The organism is Jiangella asiatica, from assembly GCF_004349065.1.
GTDB lineage: Bacteria > Actinomycetota > Actinomycetes > Jiangellales > Jiangellaceae > Jiangella > Jiangella asiatica.
The window spans coordinates 121,046-134,874 of record NZ_SMKZ01000016.1 but is presented as its reverse complement, the minus strand read 5'-3'; the positions used below and the strand labels follow the sequence as shown (position 1 = coordinate 134,874).

The following is a 13,829-nucleotide window of genomic DNA, read 5'->3' as shown; positions in this document are numbered from 1 at the left end:
GGCGTGGGGCTGCCGTCGGCGGCATCGGCGGCCTCGATGTCATCGCGGCTGATGCCGAGCAGGTAGAGGATCGCGTCGAGGTACGGGACGTTGACGGCGGTGTCGGCGGCGCTGCGGACCACGGGCTTGGCGTTGAACGCGATGCCGAGTCCGGCCGCGGCGATCATGTCGAGGTCGTTGGCGCCGTCGCCGACGGCCACCGTCTGCGACAGCGGGATGCCCTCGGCCGCGGCGAACCGGGCCAGCGCGTCGGCCTTGCCGGCGCGGTCGAGGACCGGGCCGACCACGCGCCCGGTGAGGACGCCGTCGACGATCTCCAGCGTGTTGGCCGCCGCGTAGTCGATGCCCAGCTCGAGGGCGAGCTGGTCGGTGATCTGGGTGAACCCACCGCTGACGATGGCGCATCGGTAGTCCAGCCGCTTCAGGGTGCGGATGAGCGTCCGGGCGCCTGGGGCGAGCCGCACCGCCGCGCGGACGTCGGCGACCGCCGATGCCGGCAGCCCGGCGAGCAGGCGCACCCGCTCGCGCAGCGACTCGGCGAAGTCGAGCTCGCCGGCCATCGCCCGCGCCGTCACGGCGGCCACCTGGTCGAGGACGCCCGCGTGCTCGGCCAGCATCTCGATGACCTCGCCCTGCACCAGCGTGGAGTCGACGTCCATGACGACCAGCCGCTTCGCGCGGCGGATCAGCCCGGACGGCTGCACGGCGACGTCGACGCCCTCGGTCAGCGCGACCGCCGCCACGGACGCCTTCAGCCGGTCCGGGTCGGCGCCGGACACCTCGAGCTCGATGGAGGTGACCGGGTAGGAGGCCAGGCGGACGATGCGGTCGATGTTGGCTCCGGCGGCGGCGACGGTGTCGGCGAGGGCACCGATGGCACCAGGGTGCAGCGGGAAGCCCAGGACGGTGATGTGCGCGCGCCCAGGAGGACGGCGGTGGTCGCCGTGCCCGGCGGTGACTTCGACGTCGACGTCCAGCTTGGAGCCGAGCTCTGACAGCGACCGGCGCAGCGCGACCTCGTCGGACGGGTCGTCCAGCAGCACCGCCAGCACCAGGCGGCCGCGGACGGTGACCTGCTCGACGTCGAGCACCTCGACGTCGTAGTCGGACAGGGCCGCGAACAGCTGCGCGGTCAGGCCCGGGCGGTCGCGGCCGGTGAGGGTGACCAGCAGCGTGCGGGCGGGGGGTTCGGGTCGGAGGGTCATCGCAGGGCCCAACGCTACCGGCACGCCGGTGCCGTCAGGCCAGCGCGTTGCAGGCGGCGGCGAGCGCGGCCCGAGACGCCCGCTCCAGCGGTGCGAGCGCGGACCGGCGGGTGGCCGCGGCACCCGCGGTGACCGCGCCGCCGTCGTCGCCGAGGGCGAAGCGGACCACGGCCAGCAGCCGGGAGCTGCGCGCCGCGACGGTCTGCGCCTGCGCGGGGAACCCTCGCGGCAGCGGCTCGGACTCGCGGTTGGACCGGATGTCGTCGAGCAGCGCCGCCACCTCGGGCCGCCACGAGGGCACGTCGAGGTCGGTCAGCGTGGACCCGGCGGCCATCAGCGTGGCGGTCAGCTCGCGGTCGGCCTCGGCCAGCGGCGGGCCGGCGGGGGCGGGGTCGGCCGTCCGGCACATCCAGGTGACGAAGTGGCCCTGGTCGCCCGGTGGCCCGAACGCGCGGACGTCGGGCACGAGCGCATACGGTGCGCCGTCGGCGATGACCGCTTCGCCGGCGTCGACGGCGTAGCCGTTGAGGTCGGCCGGGCCACCGAGGCCGGTGGGGTCGCCGGGCGCCGGCAGCGCGACCCGCAGCGACCGCGCACCGGCGGCACGCAGCGCGACCAGCGCCTCGCCGAGGCCGGCGGTGCCGGCGGTGCCGGGGACGTCGACGGCGTCGTGCGGCTCGTCGTCGCCGTGTACCCGGGCCACGACGTCGTCGAGTGCGGCGTCGCCGCGCAACCAGGCCGCCGACCATGCCGCCAGCCGTGCGGATCGGGGCAGGGTGACCATGGCCCAAGAGCCTACGACCCGCCCGCTAGAGTCGTGTGGGGGTTTCCGCGAGCGCAGCCATCGCGCCCCGTATTCCGTTCGTCGAGGGAGCCGGTCTCAGCCATGTCCGACGTGCTCGAACTTGCCGACGTCACACTCGTGCGCTCGGGGAACAGGTTGCTCGACCAGATCACCTGGTCGGTGTCCGATGGAGACCGCTGGGTCATCCTCGGCCCCAACGGCGCCGGCAAGACCACGCTGCTGCAGATCGCTGCCGCGCAGATGCATCCCACCAGCGGCTACGCCGAGGTGCTAGGCGAGCTGCTCGGTGCGGTCGACGTGTTCGAGCTGCGACCGCGCATCGGGCTCACCAGCGCCGCGCTGGCCGAGCGCATCCCGCGTGACGAGTCCGTCCTCGACGTCGTGCGGACCGCCGCGTACGCCGTCGTCGGCCGGTGGCGCGAGGCCTACGACGACATCGACGACGACCGCGCGAGCTGGCTGCTGGAGCGGATGGGCATCGCGCACCTGTCCGGCCGGACGTTCGGCACCCTGTCCGAGGGCGAGCGCAAGCGCACCCAGCTGGCCCGCGCGCTCATGGCCGATCCGGAGCTGCTCCTGCTCGACGAGCCGACCGCCGGGCTCGACCTCGGCGGCCGGGAGACGCTGGTGGCCACGATGGGCGAGATCGCCGCCGACCCCGCCTCGCCGGCCACGGTCCTGGTGACCCACCACGTCGAGGAGATCCCGACCGGGTTCACCCACGCGCTGCTGTTGACCGGCGGCCGCGTGGTGGCTGCCGGCCCGATCGGTGACACCCTCACCGACGACAACCTCAGCGCCTGCTTCGGGATCGCGTTGCGGGTCACGCACGACGATGGCAGATGGGGCGCTCGCGCCGTGACCGACGGCGTCACCATCGGGTCACGATCGTCCGCTGATGTCGTCTCCAGCGAATAAGCTGAAGTCATGCAGGCCTTCTTCGACTGGCTCGGCGATCACGAATGGGTCGCTTGGCTGGGCCTTGCGTTCGTTCTGGGCATCGTCGAGACCACGACTCTCGATCTCATCTTCCTCATGCTCGCCGGTGGCGCCCTCGGCGGCGCGCTGACCGCCGCGGTCGGCGTCGACGCGTTGTGGCTGCAGCTCCTGGTGGCCGTCGTCGTGAGCGTGGGGCTGCTGGGGTTCGTGCGCCCGGTCGCCAAGCGCCACATGCGCACCAGCGGCGGCGCCCGCACCGGTGTGGCCGCGCTGATCGGCCGCAAGGGCGTGGTGGTCGAGACGGTCGACGCGGAGAACGGCCTGATCAAGCTCGCGGGTGAGATTTGGACGGCCCGCAGCTACGACGGCACGTCGGTCATCGAGGCCGGCCGCGACGTCGATGTCATCGAGATCCAGGGGGCGACGGCGCTGGTGTTCGAAGCCGACTCGCACTGATCCGGCGGTCCGGGCCGGAAGTCGCTGCCGGCTGATAGGTTGACCGCACGTTTCGATCGTGCGGGTGTCTGGCGCCCCGAGCCGCGGAAGGTCATCAATGGAAGCCGGTCAAGTCTTCGTCCTTCTCGTCGTCATCCTGCTGGCGATATTCGTCCTGGTCACGCTGGCCAAGTCGGTGCGCATCGTGCCGCAGGCCCGAGCCGGCATCGTCGAGCGCCTCGGCCGGTACCAGCGGACCCTCGACCCCGGCCTGACGGTCGTCGTTCCGTTCATCGACCGAGTGCTGCCGCTGCTGGACCTGCGCGAGCAGGTCGTCTCCTTCCCGCCGCAGCCGGTGATCACCCAGGACAACCTGGTGGTCTCCATCGACACCGTCATCTACTACCAGGTCAACGACCCCAAGGCCGCGACCTACGAGATCGCCAACTACATCCAGGGCATCGAGCAGCTCACGGTCACCACGCTGCGTAACGTCATCGGTGGCATGGACCTCGAGCGCACGCTGACCAGCCGCGAAGAGATCAACAACGCGCTGCGCGGGGTGCTCGACGACGCCACGGGCAAGTGGGGCATCCGGGTGAACCGCGTCGAGCTGAAGGCCATCGACCCGCCGCCGTCCATCCAGGACTCCATGGAGAAGCAGATGCGCGCCGACCGCGACAAGCGCGCCGCGATCCTGAACGCCGAGGGTGTCCGCCAGTCGCAGATCCTCACCGCCGAAGGCCAGAAGCAGTCGGCCATCCTCACCGCCGAGGGCGACAAGCAGTCTCAGATCCTGCGCGCGGAGGCGGAGAAGCAGGCGCAGATCCTTCGCGCCGACGGTGAGGCCAAGGCCATCGGCGCGGTCTTCAACGCCATCCACCGCGGCAACCCCGACCAGAAGCTGCTGGCGTACCAGTACCTGCAGATGATGCCCGAGATCGCGAAGGGCGACTCCAACAAGGTCTGGATCGTGCCCAGCGAGTTCGGCAAGGCACTGGAAGGGCTCGGCGACGCGGTCGGCCGGTTCGGCCAGGGCTTCGCTCCCGGTGCGATACCCGACGACGGACACGTCGCCGAGGAGGTCGAGACCGCCGCGGAGGAGGCTGCCGCCGAGGGCGAGACCGCCGTCTCCGCCGCCGAGGACGAGGTCCGCCGCGCGCTGCAGGCCGCCCAGGCCGCGTCGACCGAGCCGCCAGGGGGGTCCGGTCCGTCGGGGCTGGGGTCGCGCCTGGGCTCGGGGTCCGGTCTCGGCTCCGATCTGACCGCCGCGGGGTCCGACCAGGAGCCCTCTGGTGACTCGACCGACGACCGGAGCGGGGAGCCGCCGGTTCCGCCCACCCCGCCCGCACCGCCGGCGGGGTGACGCTGGCCGAGGCCGTCGCCATCGTGGCGGCCGGCTTCGCGGCCGGCACCATCAACACCGTCGTCGGTTCCGGGACGATGATCACCTTTCCGACGCTGCTGGCGCTCGGGTACCCGCCCGTGGTCGCCAACGTGTCCAACACGGTCGGGCTGGTACCCGGGTCGCTGCTGGGTGCCTGGGGCTACCGCGAGGAGCTGCGCGGCCAGCGCGCCCGGTTGCTGCGCTTCGCCATCGCGGCGGTGATCGGCGGGACCGCGGGAGCGGTGCTGCTGCTCGGGCTGCCGCCCGATGCGTTCGAGGCGATCGTACCGGTGCTGATCGTGGTGGCCTGTGTCCTGGTGGCCGCCCAGCCGTGGATCGCCGCCCGGTTGAAGGACCGGCCGAACCGGCGTGCGCACGGCGGCGCCGGCGTCTGGCTGCTGATCCTCGCCACCGCGGTCTACGGCGGCTACTTCGGCGCGGCGCAGGGCGTGCTGCTGCTGGCCGTCATGGGGTTGGCGCTGCAGGACACGCTGCAGCGGCTGAACGCGGTGAAGAACGTCCAGGCCGGACTGGTCAACCTGGTGGCCGGCCTGGTGTTCATGGCGGTCGGCGAGGTCGACTGGGGTGTGGCCGGGCTGATCGCGCTGGGCGCCGCCGCCGGGGGCCTGGTCGGTGCGCGCATCGGCCGGCGGCTGCCGCCGCTGGCGCTGCGCATCGTGATCGTCGTCGTCGGCGTGGTCGCCGTCGTCGTGCTGGTGACCGGCTGATGGCCGCGGTGGTGCACGTCGACGCCGTCGACGACCCTCGGCTGGCCGACTACGTCTCGCTGCGCGACGTGCGGCTGCGGACGTCGCTGGAGGTCGAGCACGGGCTGTTCCTCGCCGAGGGCGAGAAGGTGGTGCGGCGGGCGGTCGCGGCGGGCTACCGGCCGCGGTCGTTCCTGATGGCGCCGCGCTGGGTGGAGGCGTTGGCCGACGTGCTCGACGACGCCGGCGACGACGTGCCGTGCTTCGTCGCGCCGGAGCCGCTGATCGAGTCCGTCACCGGCTTCCACGTGCACCGCGGCGCGCTGGCCTCGCTGCACCGCCGCGCGCTGCCGGACCTGGCCGGCCTGCTGGCCGGCGCCTCGCGCGTCGTCGTCCTGGAGGACCTGGTCGACCACACCAACGTGAGCGGTTCCAAATCTTCGCAGCGAACACGGTCGAGGATCGCCGTCCTGGAGGACTTTACCGATCATGGAAACGTTGGTGCCTCGTTCCGGTCGGCTGCGGCGCTCGGCATCGATGCTGTGCTGGTGACGCCACGGTGTGCCGACCCGCTCTACCGCCGCTCGATCAAGGTCAGCATGGGCACCGTCTTCCAGGTCCCGTGGACTCGGATTGATCCGTGGCCCGATGGCATCCAGCTCCTGAAGGACGTGGGTTACGTCGTAGCCGGGATGAGCCTCGGAGAAGATGCCATCACGCTGGACGAGCTGGTCGCGCAGGATCATCCGAAGCTGGCGCTCCTCTTCGGTACTGAGGGGCATGGCCTGTCGGCCAAGGCTGGGCCCATGCTCGACGTAAGAGTCAAAATTCCGATGTCCGGCGGTGTCGACTCGCTGAACGTCGCGGCCTCATCTGCGGTTGCCTTCTACGCGACCCGCTAGCAGTTTGGCGGGCTCACCGCTCACGCCGGTCACACGGAGCGAGCCCAGGCAGCCGATCGTCGGCCAGAGAATGTTGACGGCACGTCTCGCAGGCGTCTCGTTGACGAGACCCGAAGCCTGGCGGATCGCCGGAGATCGGGTCTCAGAAGGTGTGTCGCCATCGGTGAGTTCAAAGAAATCAGGTCCCGACCACGGTCAGGAACGCCAGAGGTCGAGCGACCTCCAGCCTTGGGGAACCCCCAGCGACTCGATCGTCAGCGCATGCGAGGCCGGGAATTCGTCCAGCAGCGCGACGAGGCGTTGGCTCCACTCCGTCTCAGCTTCGATCGAGGGGAGGAGATAGGCGATCACCGCGAGGGCGTTGTAGGTGCCAAAGACGCCCTTGGCGGTCTCCGTGGCACGGAGGTGGTCGAGAGTCGGCACCTGTCCGACCTTGGGCCGCGCCGGCGCATGCTGGAGCTTCCGGTTGAACAGCCGCGCGTGGTGCGCCGCCACGTTCCGCACGTAGTTCAGGCTGGCGAGCCAGCTAACCATGATCTTCTTCGTCGGGACGCCGAACGCCAGGGCGATCTCTTCCGCGTCCTGCTGGCGCAGCCCTCTGTAGAGGACGGAGACCTGACCGAGCTCAAGGATCTCGGTGAGCGCCCAGACCGGCATCCGATCGTCGTACCTCTCCCGGAAGTGGGCGACGAACTGCTCATCGGACTTTGCCCGCCGCTCGTCAACCCGCTGCAACCACCTCGCGTGGGAGCTGGGAGTCGGCTCCCCGGTGTCTGGGTCGGTGCCCGTTTCGGTGAACGTCTTGGTGAAGCTGGCGGGGTCCTCGTGCGCGAAGGCCGAGGCGCGCCCGAGTAGGTACCCGACCCGCATCCGCACCGCGACCTCGATGCGCTCGACCCCGTCCATGACGAGCATCCTCAGCCGCCGGTCGAAGTCGATGACTGACTCGACGTGGCGCAACATCGTGCCAGGCCGGTAGCCGCTGAGCACCCGGGTGCGCTCGCGGCCCTCGTCGTCGACGAACTGTTCGGACTCCCGGAACGGGTAGAGGTAGCCGATCAGGCGGTAGTAGCCGACCGCCTTCAAGAGCGCGGCCGCGCGGTCCCGGTCACCCACGTCGGCTCCGCGGCTTGCCAGGCGCTCGACCTGCTGCTCAAGAGACAGCCAGGGTTTCGCGTACTCCACCATGAAGATCCTTGGACAGAAAATCAGCCCGCGCCTTGCGGCAACGGGCTGATCGTGATGTAACCGATGTTAGCACGGTCAGCTGACGGTCTTACGAAGTTGCCTGTGTCGCCCGATGTCGGCAAATCGTCGCCAGGAGACCCTGGCACAGGCACCGCCAAGTCGCACCGCCCGATCCGGCTGGACGGGACGGTCGTCGTTGTGCGGGACAGCTTGGGATCGGCCTAGATCCGTCCTTGGATCACCTCGCGCTCGGGTCTTCTGGTCGCCAACCAATTAGCGGCACCACCAACGTCGGTGCGATCTCCGACGCCGTCGATCTCGCGTCGGTCGAGCCGGGGGAGCGGGTCGCGCTGCTGGTGGGCGGCGAGGGCCACGGGCTGTCCGCGCGTTGGATGGCCGCGGCCGACCGGCGTGTGCGCATCCCGATGCGGGCCGGCGTCGACTCACTCAACGTCGCCGCCGCCACGGCCGTGGCGTGCTACGTGCTGGGCCGCTGACCAGCCGAACCGTGACCGGTCAGACCGCGACCGGCTGCAGGATCGACTCGATGTCCCGCAGGTCGCCGGTGAACACCGCGGCCGAACACTCGCGGCAGGCGTACTCGACGCCGATGCCGCCGGGCACCCGGTCGAACTCCGTCTCCTCGTCGCACTCGCCGCACCAGGCCGTGAGAGACCCGATGGCCAGCTCGGGCGCGACCGCGCCCGTCGTCGTTGTCTCCCTCATGTTCCGAGCGTGACACGGACCGCCGCCGGGGTCGCGCAGGCGCGCCGGGGCCCCTACGGGCCACAATAGGCTGTGGGCGGGGACCGACAGGGTGCCGGCGGACGGAGTTGTCATGGTCATGCAGACGGTCTGGAAGGGGTCCATCTCCTTCGGGTTGGTGTCGATCCCGGTACGGCTGGTGTCGGCTACGCAGGAGAAGGACGTCAGTTTCCGGCAGGTGCACGCGGCCGACGGCGGGCGCATCCGGTACAAGCGGGTGTGCGATGCCGGCGGCCACGAGGTCGCTTACGCCGACATCGCCAAAGGCTACGAGCTGCCCGGCGGCCAGATGGTGGTGCTCACCGACGAGGACTTCGACGACCTCCCCATCACGTCGTCGCGGTCGGTCGAGGTGCTCGGCTTCGTGCCGTTCTCGCAGATCGACCCCACCGCGCTCAACCGCGCCTACTACGCCGAGCCCACCGGTGACACCAAGCCGTACGCGCTGTTGCGCGACTCCCTGGAGCGCTCCGGCCGGGTCGGCGTGGTCAAGGTTGCGCTGCGCAACAAGGAGCGGCTGGCGGTCCTGCGCTCGTTCGAAGGCGTGCTGATCGTGCAGACCATGCTGTGGCCGGACGAGATCCGCCGGCCCGAGTTCGACTTCCTGGACGAGGACGTCGAGGTCCGCAAGCAGGAGATGGCGATGGCGGAGTCGTACATCGACACTCTCGCCGGCGACTTCGACCCCGAGGAGTACCACGACGAGTACCGCGAGGCGCTGCTCGAGGTGGTCAACGCCAAGGCCGAGGGCCAGGAGGTCGTCACCCCGCCCGAGGCCGAGCCCGCCGAGGGCAAGGTCGTCGATCTCATGGATGCCCTGCGCCGCAGCGTCGAGGAGGCCAAGCAGGGCCGGGCGGAGAAGTCGGCGGCACCGGCCAAGAAGCGCACGGCCAAGAAGACGGCCGCGAAGAAGACCGCGGCCAAGCGCAAGTCCGCCTGACACCCGTCCTACGCGTCGAGGAGCTCCACGTCGAGCTGCCGGATGCGCTCGGGGTCGGAGATCACGTCGATGGCGACGATCCGCCCGCCGGTGACCGTGAAGGCGAAGACGGCGCCCAGGTGCCCGCCCGGCACCCACGCCGCGCCGGCAGCCTCGGTGAGGCATTGCTGGCCTTCGGGCTGTGCATCGTGTGCGGGTTCGCCTTCGTGTGGCTGTTCATCTACATGGGCCTGCTCACCGGCAACCCGCAGGGCGCCCAGGGCATGTCGATGCTGGCCTACCCGATGATCTTCATCTCCAGCGCCTACGTGCCGGTGGACGCCCTGCCCGCCGCGATGAGCGCCGTCGCGGAGCACCAGCCAGTCACCGTCATGTGCAACGCCGTCCGCGCCCTCGCCCTCGGCGACGCCGGCGCACGGCTCCGAGTGGGTTCCTCAGCCTTGCGTCGCTACGATCGCGTTGCTCGGCTCCGACAGCTCGCTGATCCGCTGGGTGCCGTCGTCCGGGTTGCCCGTGATGGCGTAGGACCTCGCAGTGATCGTCTCGGCACCCCGCAGTGCATCGACCCGAGTGATGGGGTTGATGCAGTCCGAGCTGGGCTCGGTGCGCGAGGCACAGATGAGGAACCAACGCGTCCTTGGATTGCCGCCGAGGGTGTGCCTGAAGCCGTTGATGCGCACACCATCGAAGTAGATGATTGTGCCGATCGACACATCGGGCTCGGTGGCCGGTGGTGCGTTGTAGGTCACGGCGACCTCTCCGGTCTCCCCCAGCGCGCACGGCGCCTGGCACCCCGTGACGACCGCGCTGACCAGTTCCGGTGCGGCTGGGGTGGCCGGGGTGGGCAGGTCGTCGGCGGCGCTGACGCCGGCCCCGGATGTCCCGGCCACAAGGGCGCCGATGGTCAACACCATGGCGCCAAAGCTGCGCATTACACGTGCGTTCGCTTTCATGCGACTCCTTTGTCAACTTGGTGGACAACTACATCAGTTGCTACGGACGAGACCCAGGAATGGTTCGAGCGCCGTGCAAAAAATGCCCCCTCGCCCGGGTCGGGGCGGCCGCGCCGTCGCCGCCGACGACGGCGAGACAAACATGATCAGCGCGAGCGGCAAAGCCAGCATGGCGTGGATGGGAGTGAAGACGACCCCGGCCGGTGACCGCCGGCGCTGGTCACGAGCAGCAGTCGCAGCCGTCGTCGCAGCCGGGCTCGGCCTCCGGATCGGCCAGCAGGGCGCCGGACGCGGCGGCGCAGGCATCGCCGCGCCAGGCCTCGACGCCCTCGCGGACGGCGAACGCGGCGATCACCAACGCGGCGAGCGGGTCGGCCCACCACCAGCCGGCGGCGGAGTTGAGGACCAGGCCGGCGAGGAGGACGGCGGACAGGTAGCTGCAGATCAGGGTCTGCTTGGAGTCGGCGACGACGCTGGCGGAGCCGAGCTCCAGACCGGTGCGGCGCTCGATCCACGACAGACCGGGCATCACGGTTAGGCTCACCGCGGCCAGGACGATGCCGACGGTGCTGTGCGCAGCCTCAGCCGCGCCGGCCAGCGCCCGGACAGCCTCCACGCCAACGTAGGCCGCCAGCGCGAAGAACGACACGGAGATGAGCCGCAGCGCGACCCGCTCCCGGGCCTCGTGATCTCTGCCGGCGAACTGCCAGGCGACCGCGGCCGCCGAGACGACCTCGACCGTCGAGTCCAGTCCGAAGCCGATCAGCGCCGACGACGACGCCGCGGTGCCGGCGGCGATCGCGACGACCGCCTCGATGACGTTGTAGGTGATCGTGGCGGCGACGACCAGGCGCACGCGGCGGCGCAGGACCGCCCGGCGGTGCGGGCTGGGTGCGGCTGTGACCTCGGGCCGGCTCATGAGCAGGTGCACCCCTGCGCCGAGCAGCAGTCCGGGTCGACGACGAGCATCACCGTCAGCAGCTCGCCCAGGGCGTCGGCGATGCCCTGGTCCGCGAGGCGGTACCAGACGAACCGGCCGTCGCGTTCGGCCGTCACCAGGCCGCAGCCGCGAAGGCACGCCAGCTGGTTGGACATCACCTGCCGCGACACCCCGAGCGTGTCGGCGAGATCGGACGGCGATGCCGGGGCCTCCCGCAGGGCCAGCAGGATGCGGGTCCGGGTCTCGTCGGAGAGCGCGCGGCCGAGGCGGGTCACCGCCTCGGCATGGGACACCGTCACCGTGAGGGTCATGGTCGTGACGATACACGACACGCTGTACTGACGTTCGTCAGGCTGGGGTGAGCCAGTGGTCGAGATGGGCGCGAAGGCCGGCGAGATCGGTACCGCCGCGATGCGCGACGTGGCCGTCGGGGCGGACGAGCAGATACGCGGCCCGGCGTCGGACGCCGAGCCGGTGCGCGACGCGGCCGGTGCGGTCGATCAGCGCGTCGGGCGGTGCGGCGGGTCCGTCGTCGCTGCTGAGGTGGTGGATCGAGATCAGCCCGGGGTACCGGGCCGCGACGTCGTCACCGGCCGAGACCGGCCACTGGCCGGCGGGCCCGCACAGCAGCAGGTGGAAGCCGGGCCCGCCCAGCTCCGCGTGCAGCGTCGTCACCCGCCCAGCACGCACGACGGGAGCGTCGGGCAGCCGGTCGCCGGGCCGCGGTCCCCGATCGAGTCGGGTGCCGCCGGCCGAGAGCGGGCTTCGGCGGTAGTGGATGGCGAGCTGGGCGATGGTGCGGAAGCCGTAGCCGCGGACCCGGCGCAACTGGGTCACCAGCGGCGCGACGTAGGGAACGACGCGCGAGCGGGCCGTCCGGAGCGCCGGGTTCATGGACGTGCCGATGGTGAACGCGCGGTCGGTGAAGCGCAGCACTCGGCGCCCCACGGGCGCCCGCTCGGTCTCGTAGGTGTCCAGTATCGCCGGGCGGGCGCGGCCGCTGACGGCCAGGGCGAGCTTCCAGCCCAGGTTGACGGCGTCCTGGATGCCGGTGTTCATGCCCTGGGCTCCGGCCGGGCTGTGGATGTGTGCGGCGTCTCCGGCCAGGAACACCCGTCCGGACCGGTACCGTGTGGCGCCGCGGTTGGCGATGCGGAAGTCGGTGGCCCACACGGGGTCGCGCAGCCGGACCGGGAACGGCGACGCGGCGTCGACGAGCGCCTGCAGCTCATCGAGGGTGACGGTTGCGGTGTCCGGTGCCGGAGCGCCGGCCGGTGGCCCGTTACCGCCAGGTCGCATCGTCAGTAGCCGCCACGATGCCGGCGTCTGGAGGGGGAAGAAGAACAGGATGCCTCGGGCGCCGAGGAACGCGTGCGCCGCGCCGGCTTCGATGCCGTCGGCCTCGAGGTCGGCCAGCACGAAGGTCTGCGGATAGGTGAGGCCCTCGAAGGCGATGCCGGCGAGGTCGCGCACGGCGCTGTGCGCGCCGTCGCAGCCCACGACGTAGCGCGCCGTGACGGTCTCGTCCGCTCGCCCGGCCGTGCGCAGCCGGCACGTCACCGTGTCGTCGCGCCGGTCCAGTCCCACCAGCTCGACGCCGCGCTCGGGCCGGACGCCCTGGCGCGCCAGGTGGTCGCCGAGGATCTGCTCGGTCTCGGTCTGGGAGAGGAACAGCAGGTAGGGGTACGCGGTATCGGCCAGGCCGATGTCGAACAGCGGTATCGACAAAGTGCGCCCGCGTGCGTGCAGGCGCAGGTTGACCGTCCGGTTGCCCTGAGCGACGAGCTGGCCGGTGACGCCGATCCCGGCCAGGACCTCCAGGGTCCGGGGCTGGATGGCCAGCGCCCGCGACTCGCGCACCCGGTCGGGCGTGCGGTCGACGAGCCTGAACCGCACGCCGTAGCGCTGCAGCTCGGCGGCCAGCGCGAGCCCGGTCGGCCCGGCGCCGACGACCAGCACGTCCGGGAGGCCGCCGGCTGCGCTGGCGCCACCGGGACGCGTCATGAGTCGCCGGCCACGACCTCGAGCCGGTCGAGCAGGGCGAGGACGCGGCGTTCGATCTCGTCGCGGATGGGGCGGACGGCGGCAAGGTCCTGCCCGGCGGGGTCGTCGAGGGCCCAGTCCTCGTAGCGCTTGCCGGGAAAGACCGGGCAGGCGTCGCCGCAGCCCATGGTGACGACGACGTCGGCGGCGCGGACGACTTCGTCGGTCCAGGGCTTGGGGTACTCGGCGGAGATGTCGATGCCGCGTTCGGCCATCGCGGCGACGGCCATCGGGTTGACCTGGTCGCCCGGTTCGGAGCCGCCGGACCAGGCGACGGCGCGGTCGCCGGCGTGGTGCTGGAAGAAGCCGAGGGCCATCTGGGAGCGGCCGGCGTTGTGGACGCAGAGGAACAGGACGGTGGGGCGGCCGTCGTCGTGCCGGCCCTCGACCCGGGCGAGTGCGGTGAGCCGCTGCCGGGCGAACCGCTCGGCCAGCAACGGCAGGAAGTTGGCGACGACGGCGCGACCGGCGAACTGGTCGTAGGACGTGTGCAGGAACCGCTCGATCGTCTCCGCCCCGTAGGTGCCGTCGAACTCGCCGGCCAGCCGGGAGGCGGCGGCGGTGAGCGCGTACTGCTGGTCCAGGGTGATGGGTGCGCGTTGGTAGGCGTGCGACATGGC

General features: G+C 71.3%; 15 protein-coding genes and 3 pseudogenes. 8 read left to right on the top strand and 10 right to left on the bottom strand.

The window, feature by feature from the left end:
* Together serB and E1269_RS13345 are read right to left on the bottom strand one after the other, a co-directional pair.
* Nucleotides 1-1,205, bottom strand: a 1,205-nt coding sequence (gene serB / locus E1269_RS13350; RefSeq protein ID WP_131895218.1) for a phosphoserine phosphatase SerB, incomplete at its 3' end; no start/stop codon positions are given.
* Between the two features lie 34 nt (nt 1,206-1,239).
* Nucleotides 1,240-1,989 carry a hypothetical protein gene (locus tag E1269_RS13345; RefSeq protein WP_131895216.1) on the bottom strand — a complete coding sequence of 250 codons (750 nt, stop codon included), beginning with the start codon at nt 1,987-1,989 and terminating at the stop codon, nt 1,240-1,242.
* Nucleotides 1,990-2,091: 102 nt separating this feature from the next.
* Here E1269_RS13345 and E1269_RS13340 point away from each other — a divergent pair, with 102 nt between their 5' ends.
* The 5 genes and pseudogenes from E1269_RS13340 (at nt 2,092) to E1269_RS13320 (ending at nt 6,380) form a co-directional block, all read left to right on the top strand.
* Complete coding sequence (locus E1269_RS13340; RefSeq protein ID WP_131895214.1) at nt 2,092-2,928, top strand: ABC transporter ATP-binding protein; 837 nt, start codon at nt 2,092-2,094, stop codon at nt 2,926-2,928.
* A gap of 9 nt (nt 2,929-2,937) precedes the next feature.
* A complete protein-coding gene (locus tag E1269_RS13335) occupies nt 2,938-3,405 on the top strand; it encodes an NfeD family protein (protein WP_131895212.1) in 468 nt (155 codons plus the stop codon).
* 97 nt (nt 3,406-3,502) lie between these two features.
* A pseudogene (locus E1269_RS13330) lies at nt 3,503-4,409 on the top strand (SPFH domain-containing protein); the annotation flags it as partial.
* 337 nt (nt 4,410-4,746) lie between these two features.
* Nucleotides 4,747-5,499 (top strand): sulfite exporter TauE/SafE family protein, encoded by a 753-nt coding sequence (locus E1269_RS13325; protein WP_131895208.1) that lies wholly within the window; start codon nt 4,747-4,749, stop codon nt 5,497-5,499.
* A complete protein-coding gene (locus tag E1269_RS13320) occupies nt 5,499-6,380 on the top strand; it encodes a TrmH family RNA methyltransferase (protein WP_131895206.1) in 882 nt (293 codons plus the stop codon). The genes E1269_RS13325 and E1269_RS13320 overlap by 1 nt, the downstream gene beginning before the upstream one ends.
* 195 nt (nt 6,381-6,575) lie before the next feature.
* On the opposite strand, the gene E1269_RS13315 is transcribed toward E1269_RS13320, so the two are convergent.
* Nucleotides 6,576-7,568: an Abi family protein gene (locus E1269_RS13315; RefSeq protein ID WP_131895204.1), complete on the bottom strand. Its 993-nt coding sequence runs from the start codon at nt 7,566-7,568 to the stop codon at nt 6,576-6,578.
* A gap of 302 nt (nt 7,569-7,870) precedes the next feature.
* Between E1269_RS13315 and E1269_RS13310 the strand changes: the two are divergent.
* A pseudogene (locus E1269_RS13310) lies at nt 7,871-8,065 on the top strand (TrmH family RNA methyltransferase); the annotation flags it as partial.
* A 19-nt stretch (nt 8,066-8,084) separates the two neighbouring features.
* Here the strand turns inward: E1269_RS13310 and E1269_RS13305 are convergent.
* Nucleotides 8,085-8,294 (bottom strand): hypothetical protein, encoded by a 210-nt coding sequence (locus E1269_RS13305; RefSeq protein ID WP_131895200.1) that lies wholly within the window; start codon nt 8,292-8,294, stop codon nt 8,085-8,087.
* Nucleotides 8,295-8,406: 112 nt separating this feature from the next.
* Here E1269_RS13305 and ku point away from each other — a divergent pair, with 112 nt between their 5' ends.
* Nucleotides 8,407-9,273, top strand: coding sequence for a non-homologous end joining protein Ku (ku, locus tag E1269_RS13300; protein WP_203433485.1), 867 nt, complete (start codon nt 8,407-8,409; stop codon nt 9,271-9,273).
* Nucleotides 9,274-9,281: 8 nt separating this feature from the next.
* Here the strand turns inward: ku and E1269_RS34230 are convergent, their stop codons facing one another.
* On the bottom strand, nt 9,282-9,407 hold the full coding sequence (locus E1269_RS34230; protein WP_420810632.1) for a hypothetical protein: 126 nt from the start codon (nt 9,405-9,407) through the stop codon (nt 9,282-9,284).
* Here E1269_RS34230 and E1269_RS34225 point away from each other — a divergent pair.
* Nucleotides 9,393-9,608 (top strand): annotated as a pseudogene (locus E1269_RS34225) (ABC transporter permease); the annotation flags it as partial. The gene E1269_RS34230 and the pseudogene E1269_RS34225 sit on opposite strands and share 15 nt — an antisense overlap.
* 99 nt (nt 9,609-9,707) lie before the next feature.
* Here the strand turns inward: E1269_RS34225 and E1269_RS33380 are convergent.
* The 5 genes from E1269_RS33380 to E1269_RS13275 all read right to left on the bottom strand — a co-directional run bounded on the left by E1269_RS33380 (nt 9,708) and on the right by E1269_RS13275 (nt 13,826).
* Nucleotides 9,708-10,187: a hypothetical protein gene (locus tag E1269_RS33380; protein ID WP_239000885.1), complete on the bottom strand. Its 480-nt coding sequence runs from the start codon at nt 10,185-10,187 to the stop codon at nt 9,708-9,710.
* Between the two features lie 259 nt (nt 10,188-10,446).
* Nucleotides 10,447-11,145, bottom strand: coding sequence for a cation efflux transmembrane domain-containing protein (locus E1269_RS13290; protein ID WP_131895198.1), 699 nt, complete (start codon nt 11,143-11,145; stop codon nt 10,447-10,449).
* Nucleotides 11,142-11,477 carry an ArsR/SmtB family transcription factor gene (locus E1269_RS13285; protein ID WP_131895196.1) on the bottom strand — a complete coding sequence of 112 codons (336 nt, stop codon included), beginning with the start codon at nt 11,475-11,477 and terminating at the stop codon, nt 11,142-11,144. Before E1269_RS13285 ends, E1269_RS13290 begins: the two co-directional genes overlap by 4 nt.
* A 37-nt stretch (nt 11,478-11,514) precedes the next feature.
* Nucleotides 11,515-13,170 (bottom strand): FAD-dependent monooxygenase, encoded by a 1,656-nt coding sequence (locus E1269_RS13280; RefSeq protein WP_131895194.1) that lies wholly within the window; start codon nt 13,168-13,170, stop codon nt 11,515-11,517.
* Nucleotides 13,167-13,826 carry an arsenate reductase ArsC gene (locus E1269_RS13275; protein WP_131895192.1) on the bottom strand — a complete coding sequence of 220 codons (660 nt, stop codon included), beginning with the start codon at nt 13,824-13,826 and terminating at the stop codon, nt 13,167-13,169. Before E1269_RS13275 ends, E1269_RS13280 begins: the two co-directional genes overlap by 4 nt.
* Nucleotides 13,827-13,829 lie beyond the last annotated feature (3 nt).

Bases quoted from the DNA above. Each gene is read 5' to 3' on its own strand.
- E1269_RS13275 (WP_131895192.1), bottom strand. From the start codon at position 13,826: ATGTCGCACGCCTACCAACGCGCACCCATCACCCTGGACCAGCAGTAC.
- E1269_RS13285 (WP_131895196.1), bottom strand. From the start codon at position 11,477: ATGACCCTCACGGTGACGGTGTCCCATGCCGAGGCGGTGACCCGCCTC.
- E1269_RS13335 (WP_131895212.1), top strand. From the start codon at position 2,938: ATGCAGGCCTTCTTCGACTGGCTCGGCGATCACGAATGGGTCGCTTGG.
- E1269_RS33380 (WP_239000885.1), bottom strand. From the start codon at position 10,187: ATGGTGTTGACCATCGGCGCCCTTGTGGCCGGGACATCCGGGGCCGGC.
- E1269_RS13315 (WP_131895204.1), bottom strand. From the start codon at position 7,568: ATGGTGGAGTACGCGAAACCCTGGCTGTCTCTTGAGCAGCAGGTCGAG.
- E1269_RS13290 (WP_131895198.1), bottom strand. From the start codon at position 11,145: ATGAGCCGGCCCGAGGTCACAGCCGCACCCAGCCCGCACCGCCGGGCG.
- E1269_RS13345 (WP_131895216.1), bottom strand. From the start codon at position 1,989: ATGGTCACCCTGCCCCGATCCGCACGGCTGGCGGCATGGTCGGCGGCC.
- E1269_RS13280 (WP_131895194.1), bottom strand. From the start codon at position 13,170: ATGACGCGTCCCGGTGGCGCCAGCGCAGCCGGCGGCCTCCCGGACGTG.
- E1269_RS13305 (WP_131895200.1), bottom strand. From the start codon at position 8,294: ATGAGGGAGACAACGACGACGGGCGCGGTCGCGCCCGAGCTGGCCATC.
- E1269_RS13340 (WP_131895214.1), top strand. From the start codon at position 2,092: ATGTCCGACGTGCTCGAACTTGCCGACGTCACACTCGTGCGCTCGGGG.
- E1269_RS13320 (WP_131895206.1), top strand. From the start codon at position 5,499: ATGGCCGCGGTGGTGCACGTCGACGCCGTCGACGACCCTCGGCTGGCC.
- ku (WP_203433485.1), top strand. From the start codon at position 8,407: ATGGTCATGCAGACGGTCTGGAAGGGGTCCATCTCCTTCGGGTTGGTG.